The organism is Caballeronia sp. LZ029, from assembly GCF_031451275.1.
Lineage (GTDB): Bacteria > Pseudomonadota > Gammaproteobacteria > Burkholderiales > Burkholderiaceae > Caballeronia > Caballeronia jiangsuensis.
Genome location: NZ_JARUXO010000004.1, coordinates 401,177 through 419,297, shown reverse-complemented (window position 1 = coordinate 419,297; position 18,121 = coordinate 401,177). Strand labels below are relative to the sequence as shown.

General features: G+C 57.8%; 13 protein-coding genes and 1 pseudogene. 7 read left to right on the top strand and 7 right to left on the bottom strand.

Translation table 11 applies throughout. The features are described 5' to 3' along the window. Positions 1 to 81 precede the first annotated feature (81 nt). Complete coding sequence (locus tag QCE73_RS27855) at positions 82 to 2,673, bottom strand: DEAD/DEAH box helicase (protein WP_309884489.1); 2,592 nt, start codon at positions 2,671 to 2,673, stop codon at positions 82 to 84. A 489-nt stretch (positions 2,674 to 3,162) separates the two neighbouring features. On the opposite strand from QCE73_RS27855, the gene QCE73_RS27850 reads away from it, so the two are divergent. Next, the gene (locus tag QCE73_RS27850; RefSeq protein WP_309884488.1) at positions 3,163 to 3,846 is read left to right on the top strand and encodes a hypothetical protein; all 684 of its coding nucleotides are present in this window, start codon (positions 3,163 to 3,165) and stop codon (positions 3,844 to 3,846) included. A 173-nt stretch (positions 3,847 to 4,019) separates the two neighbouring features. Here QCE73_RS27850 and QCE73_RS27845 read toward each other — a convergent pair whose 3' ends face one another. Together QCE73_RS27845 and QCE73_RS27840 are read right to left on the bottom strand one after the other, a co-directional pair. Beyond that, complete coding sequence (locus QCE73_RS27845) at positions 4,020 to 4,625, bottom strand: hypothetical protein (protein ID WP_309884487.1); 606 nt, start codon at positions 4,623 to 4,625, stop codon at positions 4,020 to 4,022. 117 nt (positions 4,626 to 4,742) lie between these two features. After that, a complete protein-coding gene (locus QCE73_RS27840) occupies positions 4,743 to 5,912 on the bottom strand; it encodes a tyrosine-type recombinase/integrase (RefSeq protein WP_309884486.1) in 1,170 nt (389 codons plus the stop codon). 176 nt (positions 5,913 to 6,088) lie between these two features. Between QCE73_RS27840 and QCE73_RS27835 the strand changes: the two genes are divergently transcribed. Then, positions 6,089 to 7,042 carry a DNA-binding protein gene (locus QCE73_RS27835; protein ID WP_309884485.1) on the top strand — a complete coding sequence of 318 codons (954 nt, stop codon included), beginning with the start codon at positions 6,089 to 6,091 and terminating at the stop codon, positions 7,040 to 7,042. A 600-nt stretch (positions 7,043 to 7,642) separates the two neighbouring features. Here the strand turns inward: QCE73_RS27835 and QCE73_RS27830 are convergent. Further along, complete coding sequence (locus QCE73_RS27830) at positions 7,643 to 8,275, bottom strand: AbiEi antitoxin N-terminal domain-containing protein (protein ID WP_309885270.1); 633 nt, start codon at positions 8,273 to 8,275, stop codon at positions 7,643 to 7,645. A 78-nt stretch (positions 8,276 to 8,353) separates the two neighbouring features. Beyond that, the gene (locus QCE73_RS27825; protein ID WP_309884484.1) at positions 8,354 to 8,794 is read right to left on the bottom strand and encodes a hypothetical protein; all 441 of its coding nucleotides are present in this window, start codon (positions 8,792 to 8,794) and stop codon (positions 8,354 to 8,356) included. A 126-nt stretch (positions 8,795 to 8,920) separates the two neighbouring features. Here QCE73_RS27825 and QCE73_RS27820 point away from each other — a divergent pair, with 126 nt between their 5' ends. Further along, positions 8,921 to 9,316: a helix-turn-helix domain-containing protein gene (locus QCE73_RS27820; RefSeq protein ID WP_309884483.1), complete on the top strand. Its 396-nt coding sequence runs from the start codon at positions 8,921 to 8,923 to the stop codon at positions 9,314 to 9,316. A 37-nt stretch (positions 9,317 to 9,353) separates the two neighbouring features. Here QCE73_RS27820 and QCE73_RS27815 read toward each other — a convergent pair. Continuing rightward, positions 9,354 to 9,749 (bottom strand): annotated as a pseudogene (locus QCE73_RS27815) (transposase); the annotation flags it as partial. Positions 9,750 to 10,648: 899 nt separating this feature from the next. Between QCE73_RS27815 and QCE73_RS27810 the strand changes: the two are divergent. The 3 genes from QCE73_RS27810 to QCE73_RS27800 all read left to right on the top strand — a co-directional run bounded on the left by QCE73_RS27810 (position 10,649) and on the right by QCE73_RS27800 (position 15,576). Beyond that, positions 10,649 to 11,236 (top strand): hypothetical protein, encoded by a 588-nt coding sequence (locus QCE73_RS27810; RefSeq protein ID WP_309884482.1) that lies wholly within the window; start codon positions 10,649 to 10,651, stop codon positions 11,234 to 11,236. Continuing rightward, positions 11,236 to 13,527, top strand: a complete 2,292-nt coding sequence (locus QCE73_RS27805) for a hypothetical protein (protein ID WP_309884481.1) — start codon at positions 11,236 to 11,238, stop codon at positions 13,525 to 13,527. Before QCE73_RS27810 ends, QCE73_RS27805 begins: the two co-directional genes overlap by 1 nt. 465 nt (positions 13,528 to 13,992) lie before the next feature. After that, positions 13,993 to 15,576 (top strand): AAA family ATPase, encoded by a 1,584-nt coding sequence (locus QCE73_RS27800; protein WP_309884480.1) that lies wholly within the window; start codon positions 13,993 to 13,995, stop codon positions 15,574 to 15,576. Positions 15,577 to 15,625: 49 nt separating this feature from the next. On the opposite strand, the gene QCE73_RS27795 is transcribed toward QCE73_RS27800, so the two are convergent. After that, positions 15,626 to 17,326: a TniQ family protein gene (locus QCE73_RS27795; protein WP_309884479.1), complete on the bottom strand. Its 1,701-nt coding sequence runs from the start codon at positions 17,324 to 17,326 to the stop codon at positions 15,626 to 15,628. Positions 17,327 to 17,618: 292 nt separating this feature from the next. On the opposite strand from QCE73_RS27795, the gene QCE73_RS27790 reads away from it, so the two are divergent. After that, positions 17,619 to 18,023, top strand: coding sequence for a DUF6232 family protein (locus tag QCE73_RS27790; protein WP_309884478.1), 405 nt, complete (start codon positions 17,619 to 17,621; stop codon positions 18,021 to 18,023). Positions 18,024 to 18,121 lie beyond the last annotated feature (98 nt).

The following is an 18,121-nucleotide window of genomic DNA, read 5'->3' as shown; positions in this document are numbered from 1 at the left end:
GCAGCGTTACCCATGATTCCCGCGAGTCGTAAATGCCTTTCTTCGTCTGACGGGCGTATTAACATCGGCGACTCGGTTCTGTTATACGGCTTGCATCCGGCTGAGCAGTTTGCTTTCCGACAGGCGGCTAACGATCGACGCGAAGTCAAACCCCCGCTCGCGTAGCGTGTGGGCGGCCCGCGCCTGCCAGTCGAGGTCGCCTTCATCGAAGAACGTCTCGCGCAGTTCTCGTACCGTAGCGATTGCAGCAGCGGCCCACGCGACAAAATCGTCGTACTCCCAGTACAGCAGTTCGCCGGCGTGCGGGGTAGCCGCATTTCGAATCTTGCGGGCGGGCGTGACGACCGTTGGAAAATAGCTGCAACCGACGGATTGCTCGACGTGTTGCTTCATCCAGTTCGGGTGAGATGCCGCCTGCCGCGTCTTTTTCACATCCAGCTCGGCGGTTGCATCTGTGTCAACGTAGTCTTCGAACACGATGCATCCGTTCCCGGAAATCCACCATGGATCAGGGGACCCCTCTTCTTCCCGTTTGCCCGCGACGAAGCCAAGAAATGAGCCCAACTGCTCCTGGGCACGTTCGAAGGTTTCGGGCCGTTGCAGGCCAGACAGGATCTCCTGCTCCAGCCTTGCAAAATCACGCTCATGAATCGTCCCAAGCCTGGCCAATTGCGCTGACAGACGCTCCACCTGACGCAGCGGCTCATAGAGATCGTTCGCGTCCCGTGCGGCAGCTTCGATATGCTGACTGCGCGCGAAGTCGGCAAGCCAACTGAGGTCTGGTGCGCACTTGTACGCTTCTGCGTAATGTTGCCGGGCTTTTGCCGTCATGGCACCGCTGCCTTTCTGCGCAGCCAGATAGGCAGCTGATCCCGCGAGGTAATTCCAGAGCGCGCGATAACCCTTGAGCAGAGGATGAACAAGACGTGCCAGCACAGCTTCGGCCGCCGCCGCGGCGCCCTGGTAGTCTTGACGCCACATTAACGTCTGGTACTGAATTTCATCACCGACTGCGCCGGCAAGATCCGACTGGGCAGGCAGTGCCTCCTGGACCAGCCGGGCGCGATCGTCAACGATCTGGCGATTGGCATCTTCCCATTCGGGACCGTTCTTCAAGAAGATGTCAATGTTCTCAAGCAGGTTAGCAATGTCCGTGTGCGTCGACTGATTGACGCCGAACGCGATTTCCGCCTGAAGCTCAGGATGCAGATAGCGCCGCCGGTTGATGTCGGCCAGATACTCCGGCAACGCATCGCCCGTGACGACGACGGCCGAATAGTCCTCCAGTGATCGGGTACACCGTCCGATCGCCTGGATTACCCGGGTTTGCACACGTTCGTTATACAGGACGTTTGCGCCCATTCTGGACATCAGGAAGCGCTCTTGCGAATTCACCGCCTTTGGCAGCCCATCGATCAGGAGCAGACGGCATTCATCGCCGGGAAAATCGACCCCATCATAGCGGTTTGCGACAATCGCGACTGCCTTTTCGGAACGCGCAAATGCCGTCTTGGACTGTTCAATGTCGCGAGCTCGAAACACGGGAAATTTGAGCGTTTCATCGATTTTCTTTTCGACCGCGTCGGCCGCGCCGTCCGAGGGAACGAGCACGACGCTGCGACCCGCACGCCGCATCACGTCCTGACGGAATTGTGCGTTTTGTTCGTCCGTGAGAGACAGGCTCGGGAAGACAAAAAACCGCCGCCCGACGCCTTGTCGGTCCCATCCTTCGGGCGCACGGACGCGAACGATCCTGTTGCGGCCGGTCAGCCGTTCGAGGTCGCCGCCTGCGCCGAGCGTTGCGGACATGAAGATCCGCTGCTTTGCCGCAGCGAATGGTCGGTGCGAATACGTCGGCGGCAAAAGCGGACGAATCAGTATGTCCTGCGACGAAACATAGAGGTGGCAGGCGAGCAGATGCCCGCGCAACAACGACCATGGATAGGCGAGTTCCGTGCCGTCCGTGTGTACGTCGAGTACTTCGGTGAGCTGATCCGCGATCTGCGAGAGCACGGGCGTCGGAATCTTGTCAACCCAGGTGCGATCCACCACGTCTTCCCAGACGCCTCGCAGCCGGGTCAGGTCGGTAGTGGAGAGATGCGGTTCAAGTATGCCGGAAATCGCCTGATGCAGCGGTGCCTGCGCCTCATCCAGCCGCGAAATCTTGATCGTCCAATGGCCGGCGATATAGTTCTCGCTGACATGGGCGTCATCGACAAGGATGATGTCCGCGTTATTGAAGAACGTATTCGTGTTGAACATGCCCGCATAGGTGGTGACTGCCATGCGCGACGCTTGCTGGTAGTCGGTCTTGTCGCGCGGCTCGTACTGGGCCTGTCTGCCAACAAAGGTCGCGACTGATAAACCGTATTTTTCGTTCGCTTCCGCGGCGACCTGGTGCACGAGTTGTCGAGTCGGACACAGGTAGACGACCCGCTCCCTGAATTTCCGGCGTCGCCATTCACCGACGAGCAACCCGACAAGCGTCTTGCCACTCCCGGTTGGAAGTTGCAAGGCCACATCCGGCGCGTCAATCGCTTGTGCAGCGTACTGGCGCATGATCTCCGCCTGATGTTGCAGCACATCAGGAAGTCTACGGCGCGTGAGGTCGCGGAAAAGCTTTTCGGGACTGTCTGCTACGGTTGTGTCTGCCGGTGGTGTTTTGAATGCCATGTGCGGGTTCCAGTGATTGCGGACGGACTTGCCGTTACCGACCGGGAAGCGTTGCTTCGCCAGGCTCGCGGGGAGTCAGATGGTGCAAGTCAAGCCATTGTTCATTGCGAGCGCCAGTGGCCCTATATCGCGCGACCCCGTGAGTCTTCGGCGGGACCCGATACCATAGCCGGAACGTCGAACGGCAGCAACATCATGCGGAACGCCTCGCGGCTCACGCGACCGGCAAGATGAGCACATGGCCTTATGCCTGGATAAACGAGGCTTGCACAATGGTCATGCTCAAGACCGTCAGTCACGACCGGCAGCTCCCGCGCCCCCTAAAGTTTCGGCCAGATCGTCCGATATCCGTAGCGGGTAAATCAAAAGGCACATATACAGAAGATGAAACATAAGCTGGCGGGCGTAGTTGCATGTCTGGTGTTGGGACTGGTCGCAGGTTGCGCAACGAAAACTTCTACCCTTGGAACCGAAACCCGAGATCACTCCGTGACTGTTCTCGCAACGTGTGGCGGCGGCCTCGACGAATCCACCGCGGCCAAAGCGAAAGCTCAATTGGGGCATGGCGGGGAAATTAGCGCCGAAACGCTGTCGTCCGTGCGTGCCAGTCTGATCAGCGATGGGACGTTAAAGAGCGAAGACAGGATCAAGGCATTCGACATCTTCACGAAGTGCGCGCTGGAAGTTGACAAGCGCATCCGCGACGGGCAGACCACGGCCTCCCCGGTCGCCGGACTTATCGGCAGGCAGTGGTACCTGCAAGAAGCGCAGTACGAAAGTGCGATCGTTGATCAAAAGAAACATCTGCCGCACACAGTCGAACTGACAAGCAGGATCCTGAAATCGGGCACTGTCCGCACGCAGCGCAGCGACATTAGCGATGCACTCTGGATTCGATTCCGGGAAGATGGCCGTGTGGAAACAAACTTCATGATGGCACCCCACGTACCCGGCGAGGATCCCGATGTGCTTTTCGGCGAAGGCAGCGCTGCCGACTGGACATCGTCGAATGAGCGCAACCTGATCACGGTTCGCAATGGTACGCGGTACCCGCCGACCTTTGTCGCCGAACAGGCGAAGTTTGAAGTCAGTGTGCGTGGAGCAAGCCTCGTGCTGACCAGAGCCGAAGGTGCGCCGCATGTGCTGATCAAAGGTACGTTCATCGCAGAGTAAATCAGCCTGCTGCCGGGGTGCAAGAGGCGGGGTGCAAAGAGGCGCTTCGCGAAACGCGCTTGGTGTGACCGTCTGAAGTTCGCGACGACCGCTCGTGAGGTGCGATTCACCGAGCGAGGGTTTGCGCCCTGTCACGAGGCGGATCACCGCCTCGCCTGACAAAAACCAGCGACTTACAGCGCGGGGATAGCGCTTTGGGCGGTCTTGCCGGTCATGATGCCGTCGAGTTCGCAACGGTTGTCGACCGCTATCAGGGTTCGCGGATCCGCAGGTATCGCGCTAATATTGAAGTCAACGCCATGGCTGAAGCTCACCCGCCGCATCTGGCCGTAGGGCACGGTGACCTTCTTCTTCGAGAAGTTCGCGCTGTCAACAAGGACAGGGATGTCGCCGGGGATCCTATCCGTGATCATGGTGTTGTCCCAGGTCAGCTGCTGCTCGCGGCCGAGATCGTAGACGAGTTCGACCGCCACAGTGGCGCCGTTGTTGTCCGCGCCGACGAGCGTCATACGGCTGGCGACCTTGGCGACGCCCCATGCGCATGAGGTCATCTCAGCATTGCACTTGCGAACCTCCATCAGGGGGCCAATGCTGATGTAGATCGCGCCCGCGTTTCTCACCTGCGTGTCGCCCGCGCCTGTTTCACGCTGATTGGGAAAGAGCGGGCTCTCCGCGCTGATAAACGTGGTGACGCTGGTCGTCTGCTTTGCCGCAGGCGCGATGTTGGCGCACCCGGCGAGAAATGAAGCAGCAAGCAGGGCACAGCGATGTCCGGCCAAACGGCATCTTCAATCTGAATCCTTTATTTTTCAGTTGCCGGTACTTGGATATCGGCAACCACGCAGAAAAGCTGAGGGCGGAACGGCCCAGTGAGCAGCCGGAAATCAGCAACGAACTCAGGAATCGGGTAGCGCTGTTTCGCCCTGTTTCCGCACGGTTTCGGCGTGCCGCCGGTCATCTTCTGCGTGAAGATAGATGCCGGTCGTCTGGATCGAGGCGTGGCGCATATTTTTCTGGATGAAGCGCAGGTCGGTGCCGGCATCGGCCTGATGGGTCGCCGCGCTATGACGAAGCCAGTGTGTCGAAGCGCGGCGCAGTGTCGTGGCACCTGCCGGATCGTTCGGCGCGAGCATCTCGGCGGCCCGTCGGAGCACTTCCTTGACGATCAGATAGACCGCGGCCGGGGTCAGGTGTTTGTGCGGGTCGCCCGCCACACTCATCACCGCCGCCCCCGTCTCGCCGCCCGACGGCGTCGGTGCCAGCCCGTGAAAGAGCCGGTACCGGGCAAGATCGGCCATCAGCGCTACGCTCACGGGTACTTCCCCTTCGGTGCCACCCTTGCCAATCACGTGCAGCCACCACCTGCCGCGGCGCTGGTAGAAATCGGCCATCTTCGCGCTCGCCGCTTCCGACGCCCGTAGCCCTGTGCCATACAGCAGTCGTACCAGCCAGCGGCTGCGCTCATGGTGCTGCAGTTCACGCGCGGTGACCCGCGGCCATTGCTCGATGCTGGCGAGCACGTGCTCCCAGAGCGCGTGATCCAGATATCGTTCGACCCGCTGCGTGCGCCTTGCCGCCGCGCCCGTCCGGCGGCGCAGTGCAAGCGGATTGCCGGCCAGATAGCCGGCACTGACCAGATAGGACAGCAGGCCCGAGACGATGCCGAGCGCCTGATGCCGGCTGCGCTCTGATAGGGGCCCGTCGAACAGCCTGCGGGCGCCTCCCCTTCGCGGACGGGCGGGATCGGCCCAGTCGCCCGTGGGCACCGCGAGAAACTGCTCATACAACAGAAAGTCCTCGCGCGTCAGGCTCGAAAGCGGCTTGCCCAGCGCCTGGGTGGCCCACAGCAGCAGCCGCAGCGCCTCCTTGCGATAGCTGCGCAAGGTATGGGGCGAGCCGGCGTATTCCGCGAGCCACAGCCGCACGGCCTCGACGTCCGTGTCGGCCGCGATCTGCAGGTGACCGCCGCGTGCGCGGTTGGTGCCGTTGCGCCCGTCGAGAGCCGCAGGCAGCGCGATCGACAGCACCGGTTCGGGCGATTCGGAGGCGATGACACTCAGATTCATGGTGTGACGCGTTTTGATTGGGGGTTTCGGCAGCGTACACGATAGGAACTTGCGATTATGGGCGTTATCACAAATGTTTGCCTGGTACCGTTACAGATATAACGTTATACGGCGATATACGGCCTATAATTTTCTACGTAGCACCCTCTTCGACCTTTTCGCGGTGAATTTGCGCCATGAGCCGTATCAGTGACACCCGAATCCGCACCCGGGAAGCCGCCGCACAACTGCTCGCGTCGGGCCGCCTCGCGCATAAACTCACCGTCGACCTGATCTATGCGGAAATCCGCCAGGGCAGCCGCACCACCATCAATGACGAGCTCAAACTGTGGAAAGACGAGCAGACGCGCAACGACGCGCTCTCCGCAGCATTGCCGCCGGATGTCGCCAACGCGATGCTGTCGGTGTGGGCGCTCGCAGTCGTGCATGGCGAACAGGTCTTTGGACAACGCAGCGAAGAACTCGAGGCAGAAGCCGCGGTTGCCACGACGCGCGCGGACGCGCTCGAGGCCGCCCAAGCCGAACTTCAGGCTACCGTTCGCGCCATTCGCGCTCAGCTTGACGATCAGCGGACCCAGCTTGCGGCATTGCTGACCGAACTCGCGCACGCCCAGGCCGAACGGGACAGCGCGCTCCGGCAGGCCGAAGGCGCCGTCACCGAACGAGATGTCGGCCGCGCGCAGTCGCAACAGGCGCTGCATGATGCACGATCCGCTCATGCCCGCGAACTGGAAGCCGTGAGAACCCATCACGCGCAGCATGAGGCCGCCTTGCGGGCCGAGGTCGATCAGGCCACTTTTAGGCTCGAAGGCGTTCAGAAACACGTCATGCTGCAGGCCGAGGAGGCGCGTGAAGCGCAGCGGCGCGCCGAGGCTGAGGTGTCGGAAACCCGGCAGCGTAACGAACTGCTTGTCTCGGAAATCCAGCAGATCTCGGCCGACGCTGCTGAACACAGGCGGCTCGCGACGCGGCATGAGCGGCAATTGGCTAGCGTGACGGGTGAGGTTCGCGATCTGCAGCGCGATCGTGATGCACTGGCTCGCCAGGTTGCGCTGTTGCAGGGCCAGATCAAGGGGCGCGAAGAAGCGTTGCCAGGCAGCAGGACGCGACGTTCGGCTCGAAAAGCCTGATCGTACGTCGTGCGATCCCGGAGCGACGCGAACCTTGCCGACTCGCGGATGGGCTCTCGCGTCAGTGGTTATATGCGCCGCGGCTCAAAGTTCGATTTATGCGATTCCCTGCTCGCCAGGCGAAGCATTCCCTCTTAGGCATAGCTCAACTTGCGCGGCGCGGCGACGACCGACCGTTTGGAATGCTGCGCACGACGCCTCTGTCAGTCTCCGCCGCGTAATCATGCTAGCGTCGGGGCTCTCCTTGATCTGTTTGGGCGAGAGTCTTTTGGATCGTGGATGCAGACGCCTCGAACGTCTTTTTTTGGGCCGCTCCCGGTTGAGCATTGGTCGGCCGCGCTGACTGGCCGCGTCACGCAGCAATCTATTTTTGCTGACGATCGCCTGGCCTAGTCAGCCATCCGCGAACGGGTAACATGTCGCTATAGATCATCAAATCCGGCCTTACACTGCAGATCTACCCGTACCGCATTTTGAATCGTTCGAAGCCTTTGGCCGCTTCCGGTGCAGGGCCTCACATTCATTCAGGCCGCACAGCAGCCGAAGCCGGCCGACTCTTTCAGCACCGCTATCCTTAGAGAACTCAGAGCCGTTAGTGGGTCAGCACTCGAGCTTGGTCGCCCATGCGAAGTTTTCATCTTCACCAAAGAATTTTAATGCCCAGACGACGTCTCGGCGCACACAATGATCGACGAGCTGCTGAAGCACGTTCAACCGAAGGTTACGCATCATGCCAACGAGATTGGCGTTGTCTTCTCGTAACATCTCGTTTTGGACGGAACCGGCAAGGTATTCGAGAACGGCTCGCTCCGGAACGGACACGGGCATTCTTGGATGACGGGCAGGAAGGATCGAAATTGCAAAGCCAGCGCGCAACTGCTCGTCGAAGAGTCGTTCATGCTGATACGTCAAGAGCAGCAGATCGCTAGCCCATGTTGGGAAACGCTGAGGGGTGTCGCCCCACAAGTTAATCCGGACCCGGGCTAGCAGAGAGTAACGTATGCCCTGCATGTCCAACGCCGCCCGGCCGCTGACGTGGAGTCCAGGGGTCTTACGAGCAAAAAAAGCAACCGTACCATCTACGGTCGGCGAGTCGCCCCTGAGAAGATATGCGCCCTGTGAGAGGTATCGCAACCAGCCCTCATCGATGAGCCTGGCCGTGTCGTCCTCGGTCAACCCATATTGGGCGAGAAAGGTCTCATCCATCGGCTCCCCGCGCGGCGCGAAGTCCATTAGGAGCTGGGCCATTCGGACCGTATCAGCCACGATCAGTTATTTTCTTAAGCGCGAACCGGACCGCCGTCGCAGTGTTTAATTACGCCCGCCTGCATAAACGAGCTCCAGAGGCGCGTGATTGGGCAAGAACTGCTGGACTCGCGAACAAGGGCGCACCTCGTCTTCCTCAGTTCTGTACCAATACTCTCGTCCCGTCGTGTTAGCCCCCGCCCCTTTCTGGCACCACAGTTCGGCCAACCTTAGCAACGCAGCCGGGCTTTCCTGCGTGCCGCTTCTCATCACATACACAGAGAAGGAGTTGGGCGACAGTTGATCAATGACAGAGACCAGCATCTCTGGGCCAACGACGAGCAAACCGTCGGGCAGGCTTCCACGGAGATTCGAGTCATGGACCTGAAAAATCCAGAAGGTCATCACCTCGTCCGTCCAGCCCACACATCGCCACGGCACGTAGGGTTGAGCAATCGCCTTTCGAAACGCATTCGCTTCGGCCCAGGTTGCATCTGTGAACAACATTCAATTTCTCAAGTAATGGCGTTTCGCTGAGTCGCTAGACAACATTATATGTTGCGTCCCAACATTTCGTGATGTTACCAGATGACGCGGATACGGTGACCATTGAATGTTGTTAGACAACATTGGATGATGACCTTGACTGCCGGGAACGAGCGGAAGACCGCAAAATACTTGGGACGCGCGCTTTCGGTAGCCCGCACCGATGCCAAGCTTACGCAAGAGCAAGTGGCGGAGCATTTGGGCGTATTTGTGGAGACGATCAGTCGGTTCGAGCGCGGGACGAACTGGCCGACGGTTCCCCGTTTGCTTGCTCTCGCTGACTTGTACAAAATTCCGGTGTCAACGCTACTTCGTCGTGGTTCTGACCGGGCAGTCGATCTCGGCTTAGAACTCGCAGAACAACTGGAACGACTCAACAATGACGATCGCGCCTGGGTTAGCGGTCTGGTGAAGGACATTTGCTCTCGTCTCCATACCTCCGACCAGCTTGCGAACGTCACCAAGGCAAAGGAACGCCGCTAGCTACGGAGCAATCTTCGATTCCCCAAGGTCGACTGCGTCATTGATTTGGCACTGGGCGGATCCGACGCGAAGGATCGTCATACTTCCATTTGATCGGTTTCAGGTTTTCGTTATGCTCGCGGATGTAATGCATGAGTTTGCGATCCAGATCTTTTACTGAAGTGAAGATGCCACGGGCAATCACATCACGCTGGATGCGGGAGAAACAGTTCTCCACTTGGTTGAGCCACGACGAGTAGGTCGGGGTGAAGTGCGAGCTCACGTTGCGATGCGCGTCGAGGGACGCGGCGAGTTGCTCCGTCTTATGGCTACTCACGCTGTCAGAGATGACATGGATTTCTCTGCGTTTGGGCTGGCTAGCGACGACGTCGGTCAGGACCTCCGCGAATTGTTCGCTGGTGTGGCGCGCCGCCGTTTTGCCCAGCACCGTGCCGCGCTTGAGCTGCGTCACGAGCTTCACGATGGCCTCGGGCGTGTTCGCGATTTCGCCCATATACCCCACCTCGCCTGCCGTGTCGGCGAGCGCCACGGCAATCGTTTCCTGATGGACGTCCAGGCCCACGTACTTGCCTAGCGCCATAAGTGACGCGTATAGCGCCCGAGAGCTCCTAATCAATGAGTCGGGAACTCGCTCCGACGGCGCGCATCACTTCAAAATGGGCCCTCTGTTTTAAACAGTACAACGTATTGATTGTTTGATAAGCATTCCGCTTGCATCTGATTGCGTTCAGCGTATGCGCCCTCCGCCAAGGACAGCTTTTTAAGCACTTTGGATTCGTAACGCGTACGTATAATATCTTACAAATCAAGTACTTATGCTTTACACCCAGCGAAATTGGGAGCACGATTGACACACTTGGCAAAGGCCGCCGTCGTGCGCGAAGACCAGTCTGCTCGTCCGCACATCCTTGCGCGTGCAACTTTCCGCATCCCCGTCGGCGATACCGGCGATCGACGGTAGTCTGAAGCGTCCGCATACAGTTTTGCCACGCGATTACCCTATTAACGCTGCCGTTTCAGCGTTAGGAGGCAAAAATGCGTCTACGCACCGTGACGGATTGGATCGGCGGCGGCTGTGGCCAAGGCCACTTGGACAGATATCGCCCCCTGCATCGTCTGACTCGCCGAAATATCTCCCGTCGACATAATCAGGTTACCTGCGTTCTGCCCGGTTACAGGCGGTCCGCTCATTTCAGGCGCGCCGAGCTGGGCAAACTAGCGCTACTGGCATTGTGGGCCGGAGCGCTAGATGTACGCGAACACTACCCTCTCTGGCCTTTCCGCCACATGCATCCCCTATATGATTGGCCATTCGCTGATCTGGATCTGGGGATGTGCTCAGGAACTCTCGAGGTCGCAGAGGCTGCCGGCAACCTGAGGCTGGCAATCGGCGGTGACCTCCCTGCCCCAGTCGAACTTGACCTGATGGTGACTGTGGGCACCACGGACCGTCCGGAGAGCCTCCTTTTGATGTGCGACGCCCGGCCTCACAACACCTCAAAGTCCGAATACGACTTCACTCGGGAAGAGACAAGCCGGCGTTATGCTTTGGCCAACGGCATGCGCTTCACGATCATCGACCCTTCCGTATTGCCGGTATCGTTTGTCGCGAATTTGGACAGCCTTTCGTATTCCGTCAACGCAGTGCGCAGGATCGAAGACCCCGCACGCTTTGCTGTCTTAAGCGACCAACTCGCACGACAACTCGAAGTCGACACCATCACGTCCGCTGTCGGCGCGATTGCAAGCCGATTCGCCGTTGACGAGCAAATGGTGTGGCTAGCCTTCGACCATCTTGCTTGGACGCAGGGTATCGACATCGATATTTGCCGACCGATCTCCCGAATCGACGCTGTCGTCCCCGGGGGATTCGAACGACAACGACGAATACAAGAGTTTCTGGTTGGAGCGTTACGTTGATGTGGCTGCGTGAAAACGATATCGTCGAGTCGACTGATGTTGGTGCGCCTCTGCCTTCTCCGATGCGCGTACTCAGTATCGACGATGAAAACGTTTGGCTCATCGCACTACAAGTGCCGCAGCGGTCTCGCTACGCCAGTGGACCGCGCTCAATCCGCTGTGCTGATCTGATAGCCTGGCTGCGGGACGGCAAAATCCGTGTTTGCGACCAACCCGTACCTCCGCTTTGGCTACTGACTGATGCACAACTCAACGTACGTTACGGCGCGGGCCGGACCGGAGCATGCGCAATCCTGCGCGTCAGGGACCGGGCATGGACGATCATCGAACCGTTCGTCTGTGCCTTCACGGTAGCGGAAGCGATGTGCAACTCACGGTTGCGACACTGGGTGGAAGCCACCAGCGTTGAGCAGCAATGTTCAAAAACATGGCTTTACCATAACATTCACTTGTACTGGGCCGGGGGCAACGAGAGAAACGCACTCTTGCCCTCCTTTCCGAACTGCGGGGCCAAGGGAAAAACGAGATTTCAAACCAGAAAGCTCGGTCGGCCTAATGCGGCCACGCTCAGCGGGGAAGCGGACGCCGAAGGGTTTGTCATGAATTGTGATGCGATTGAGAAAATCCAATTCGGCTGGCATTCATACCTCTTCGGCCGTTCCATCAGAGAAGCATACCTGGAGACGTGTGCCGTTTTCTGGAGAGCCGGGTTCAAGAAGGATGACGAGGGAATCGATCAGCCCATCTTGCTCCCCGCGCTGGAACGCCCTTCAGAGCGCCAATTTGCCTATTGGGGCCCCAAAGGTGACCCTTCGTTGCAGGCCTCTCGCGTGCTAATGGGTGAGGCGAAATGGAATCAAACTCACAGAGCCTTGCCCGGAACGGCCACTCAGGACATCGTTAAAATCGGCCAACGTGGGTGGATGGACTCCTCCCCCTGTGACGTTCACCTCTGTTCCATCGCCTCGAGGCTTGTTTCGGTGGGTCCCGCCACTTGCCTCTACATCATCGATGCCAGAAGCGAGATGATCGCAGGCTTCTATGTCGGTTTCGAAGCGCCGTCGGCAAGAACGGCCCTGCTTGCAGCCGCCCACGCCGCCATGCCGAAGGGCGCGTGGTGCCAACGCTACGGATTCGACAGTGTTTCATCTGACGCGATTCCCGCGATCAGATTCGATGGAATTCTGACCGACAATGGCGAATTCCGAAATGCCCTGGCCATCTCGGTTCACACGAGAGCGTGGGAAGGAAAGATTGAGTTCGCACGTAGCCGCGACGGTGCAGCGAAGGGCACCATTGAGTCTGACCACCATACTCGCCACACGATCTTGGACCATCGCCTCGCTGGTACGACACACGGCAGAAGAGCCGAACCAGGAGAAAAAGATCCAGCCACACAAGCCGCGCTGACCTGCTACGAGTATGTGCGACAGTTTATTCGGTTGGTTCTGTATCACAATACCAAACAGCGGGTGCCGCATCTCGTGAGCAGCGAAATGCGAGACGAGTTGGACGTGAATGCAACGCGCATCGATGTCTATCGGTGGCTCGTTCGACACGGCTACTCGAACGGCGCCCCTCCGGCGCAAGACCTGATTCGAGCTCGTATGCTGCCGCAATGGTCCGCCGTAATCACCGAGCGCGGTCTTTTCATCGAACGCCCGGACCGCGGAAAAAAGCGAGAACTCATCGAGCGATGTCGGTTCGTGAGCAAGTATTTGCTTCAATCAGGGTTGATGGCCAAGGCACGCAAGGGACCGATTCCGACCAGCGTCACACTCGATCCAAACGATCCGAGCGTTGCGTGGCTTGCGACCGAAGACGGCCTTCAACCACTCGAGAACGTTCACCCGGATTTTCGATTGCTGGCTCAGGCAACGGTCCAAGATCTCTTGTCAATCCAAGACAACGACAATCTCGTCAAGTTTCACAGCCAAGGTGCCCGCGATCAAGATGACATCGAGTTCATCAACGCCCGAGAGACGGAAAATAACGCCGCGAAAGCCGCTAAGCAACAAGCAATCGATGACTATACGGTGCTGCATGGCCAACCACCATCGAAACAAAAGCTGAAAGCGGGAGTACGCGACAACCGACAACGGGAGATAGAACTTCTCTCTCACAATGATGCGCAATCTCGGCGTGCACCAATGGACGAAAATCAGGAGCCCAGCGTCATCGAACCGACCGACGAATACCCCGAGTTCGCTCGACGGAGCCAAAAAAACACCGCTCTGTTCGACGACAACTTAGCCGCACTACGCACCTCAAGGCGAAGGAGAAGCCAATGAAGCCAAGCATACCCCATGTCGCGTCATATGGGTCATCCGAAGTCAACGGTCCCAACCCATTGCTTGCCCCGCTCGGACCGAAGCTCATTCCGAATGCGCCGCATGAGCACTGCCGCGATTATCTGCCTCTCACTGAAAGCCATTTCGTCCCGACACCAGCGGTCCTTAATGCCATCAGACACATTCACCAGTTGCTGCAAAGTGGAGACTTCGAACATCATCCGGGCGGGGACTCGTGCATGGTGCAAATGCATGAGATCCCATCCCTGCCGGCAAGGGGAGTGCCCAACCTGCTAGGGTGGGCGACCAACGCTAAACGCACGGAGACATGGAGTATGACAAGAGTAGGAAAGAGTGCGACGTGGATGCGAACCCTCAGCCTTCTTCGGCGAGACATCAATCACGGGCACAACGAGTTCGACGATAGCTTAGCCGCACTGCGGGCTTCAAGGGGATAGGGGAGCCATGAGATCCAGTGACCGCCGAACGGCGTCCGACGTACTCTGTGAAGCTTTTGGTCCCAACCCGTTGCTCGATGCGCTCGGGTCAAAGCTTGCTCCGCACGAGCTTGCCGAACGCCTCTGCTATCGTCCGTTGGACAAGCTTGCTTGGTCCGAGGTGCCGCTTGAGCATCGCGAAGATTTCCTGCCTCTAATCGAGAGTCATTTTGTCCCAACGCCGACGGCCCTGGATGTCGCAAGACGCATTCAGCAGTTGCTACGAAGTGGGTACATTGAGCGCCATCCCGGAGTGGCCTCATGCAGAAAACGAATGCATGAAATCGCGGCCTTGCCGGGCGCACTCATGTGTGACCTGCCATGGTTCGCGACCAACGCAAAAGGCATGGCGATACGGGGTATCACAGGAGTCGGAAAGAGTGCAACCTGGACGCGAACCCTGAGCCTGTTTCCACAAGTCGTCGATCATGGCCCCAACGAAAATGCGCGCTGGCTGCGCGCCAAGCAGCTCGTCTATGTAGTCGCCCAGATGAGCGCCGACACATCACGTGCCGGCTTCCTTGCGAATATCCTGAAGTCGGTCGATCGTGCATTGAACACGAATTATCACGATAACTACATCGTCAGGAACAGACCAAGCATCGAGAAGCTCATGGTCATCGTTGCGGCGGTACTCAGCGATCACTACTGTGGCGTTCTCATCATCGAAGAGATTCAGGAACGCAACTTCGCAGCCAGTCCAGAGAGAAAAAATATCCTTTTGTTCTTTTTACGTCTGCTCAATTTTGGCATACCGGTCGTGCTGGTCGGCAATCCGCTTGGATTTTCCGATTTCGATGAGTTTGCCCAGGATATCCGGCGACTATATAAGGCCGGTGCGATCGACCTGTGGCCCGCATCGAATATCGACGACATCGAGTGGAATGAGTTCTTTATCCCGGGAAAGATTCAATTCAATGTCGTCAATGCCGGATTTGAGCTCACGCCAGAATTGAAGAGCGTGTTCTTCCAATGCTCAGCTGGCGTTCACGGTTATTTCGAAGATCTGTGGCGGATCACGCAAGCCCACATGATTCGCCGAAAAGAGAGAAAGGTCACTGCACAGCGTGTCTTGATGGCTTATCAAAGCGACGACATGAAGGAACAACGGCCTGTCATCCGAGCCCTCTATCGCCGTGACTTGCAAGCGATGAGCAATTTCAAGGACATTCCGACTGAGCATTTCGCGGCGCACTGGAGCCTGACGCCAACAAACAACATCGAAAAAGTGCACGCTGGAACGCCCGCAGTCGATCGCCTTCCTTCCAGTGCGCCCGCAAGCGCCCATTTGACGGTGCCGCGGTTTGTTAAGGCCGAGCAAAAGTTTCAACGGCAAAAGAAAAATCAAAAAATCGAGGAGGAACGCGTAAGGAGACTGTCGGAACTGCTTGACCCTCAAGATCTTCGGTCGAGCCAGGCACGAGAACTACTGCAGCAAGAAGCGGAGGCGCTTCATCGGGCCCTGCACTCGCCGACGTCAAGCAGCAGGCCCGACAAACATCGAACAGCAAAAAGTGTCCGAAAAACACGCGCGAAATCAGATTCTGATTGACTGGTCCCAGAGACAACAAAACGCCATATTTTATCCGTTTATGTTGACTTCACCGAAAAGAATGCTTGGGAAGAGATCGATAATACTCAATGGATCGAGACATATGGTGTACGATTGGCAATAGCTTTTGCCGATTACCCCTCGGGGCAGGCACATAAATGATAACCGTATCGAGCCAAAGACGATCGTTGTCGCGTGCCCAGTTCAATGCACGTGTTGCCGATTCCTCAGCTTCATCATGATTGCGATCAGACAAGGCCGTACATATTGCCGATCTATTGGCCAACCGTCCGCGCAACCTGTATCGCGATCGCAATCGAACTGGCAGTATTGCCAGCAGCCACTCGCAATCGTTTTGGTACATCCACTCGATGTGTCGCGGCATCGCCCTTTGCCATTGGTCTAAAAAGAAGAGGCTGTGATCCCCGTCGATGGCTTGCATCAACACATCGCGATGCCAATGCTTGAGGTTTTCTACAGGCCCGCAAGGCTGCGCATCCCTACGGAGCTGCCGTCGATCCCCCCATCTGGACATCATTCTTTCAAAGGCGATCGCCCGAGTGTATGCGTCGAACCAAGGCACAATGTCGTGCACCCTACCTCTGGGTTCGTCCAGTAAACCATGGTCTGTACGCACTTGACGCCAGCATATACCCGCATACAAATCCAACAGCATCGAGACAGGATATCCTTTGCTAGACAGAGCGTGTTTGATTTCCGCATCTTTGTCAGGAGGTAGTCGAAACGGCATTTGAACCGGCCGCATCAAGTCTTCAGGCTCTCGCCGACTCGAAATCGGTGCATTCGAATCACACAAGAGAAGCCCCGCCCAAACTTCACCGTTCTTCTGGCAGAGCGCGATATGGCTCATGAGCAATAGGTGCAGCAACGGAGGCGCCTCATAGCTCCTGTTTTCGAGGGCCCTCGCTACTATTGGAGCGGAAAATTGAACCTTCAGCTGATCGCCAAGTGCCTGGCCGGAATCGAGCCTCCAGTTGGACAGAACTGACTCGACCAGACCTGCAGCGCGCCGCAGGGCTACCGTCTCACCGTCCATATAATTTTTATACAATCCGCTGCGACGCTCTGGCATCAGTATCGACCAATCACCGCTGAACGCAGTCGCAAGAACGTTCAATAGAGACGAATAGCCTGGTGAAATGTCCGATTTTTGGACTATTAGCGGTTTTCCACATTGTGAGCATAACGGCAAAGGAAGTCGCGTCTTCCACGAGCATCCCAGCCTACGGCCACAGTTTTGACATGCCCCTATGAGTTCATCGCGGTGAATGATGCAATGATCCACTCCAGGAATTTGATGAAACGTGCGCCAATGTGCGACGCCCGTCAACGACAAATCATCGTCGACGCATTTCAGACAGAGATGCAAATTCTTCTTGGCGATTGGAGTATTGTGATGCCCCGCCAGAAAGCCCGTCCATCGCCCGCTCGCGCCTATCTTCATGACGGTGTCTCGCCATGTCTGTCGGATGCTTCGAGGTAATGGATACGCGTACAGCGGCCAGAGTGTGTGATTATGCAGAATACTGTCAACGTCGCTGAAGGTTCCGCTACCGATCTGGCTTGCGCAGAGCGCCGCTCCGATGCCCAGCGCGCTTTCAGGTCTCACCGATTTCGTCCCAAATAGCGTCATCATGGTGTGACACTGCGAAGAATCGCAATTCAAGCGATTGACGAGTATCGCGAAGGAACTCAGCGTTGTGCCCATCGGCACCCACGGAATGTTCACGAACATGACTCAGCAATAAAGTTGAAAACGATGGCCATTCCGATTGCGTCCTCGCTGAAGGCAGTTGCCAAACCTGTCAGAAGCTGCCTTTTCTTATCACGCAGAGAGGCATCCTCGCAAGGGTAACAGGAGGATTTCGCCGACCTTTTACTTTTGTTCTCGTTCTCAACTTCTTTGTTCCATGACAAAATATTGTCCGAAGTCGCCCGTTGCACTTTCAGGAATCTGCCGCCGATACACCCGGTCTGGTACGCTCCCCGGTTTCATCGGCTGCAAAAAACACGAAATACTTATGGACACTCCTTTCAACGAACGCGGCGTCACGCTCTCGCGCGCCGGCCTGTCGGCGTCGGGGCAGATGATTCCGCTGCGCGACTTGCGCACGGCGCGCGTCGTGAAGATCCCGCGTCAGAAGCCGCTGCCCGTCATCATCGCTGTGATCGGGCTCGTCGCGCTCGTCGCGGGCATCTTCACGGGCTCCGGCCCGGCGCTCGTGCTCGGCGTGATGACCATCGTGGTGGGTTATCTCACGTGGATCACGCAGGACGTGATCTTTCAGTTGATGGTCGTGACGCCCGATGGCGAGCGCGAAGTGCTCATCACGAAGGATCAGGAATTCGCGGATAAAGTGGCGACGCTAGTCGGCGAAGCCGTCGCGAAACATGCGGCGAGCGCGCCCGCCAAGCCGCAAGCGTGAATTTGATGCGGCGTTTATACGGCGGCGCGTTTCTTTAGCCCGGTCTTTAGGCGCGCGGCGCTAGAGTTCAAGCGTTGCCACTACGAGCCGTCGCTGGA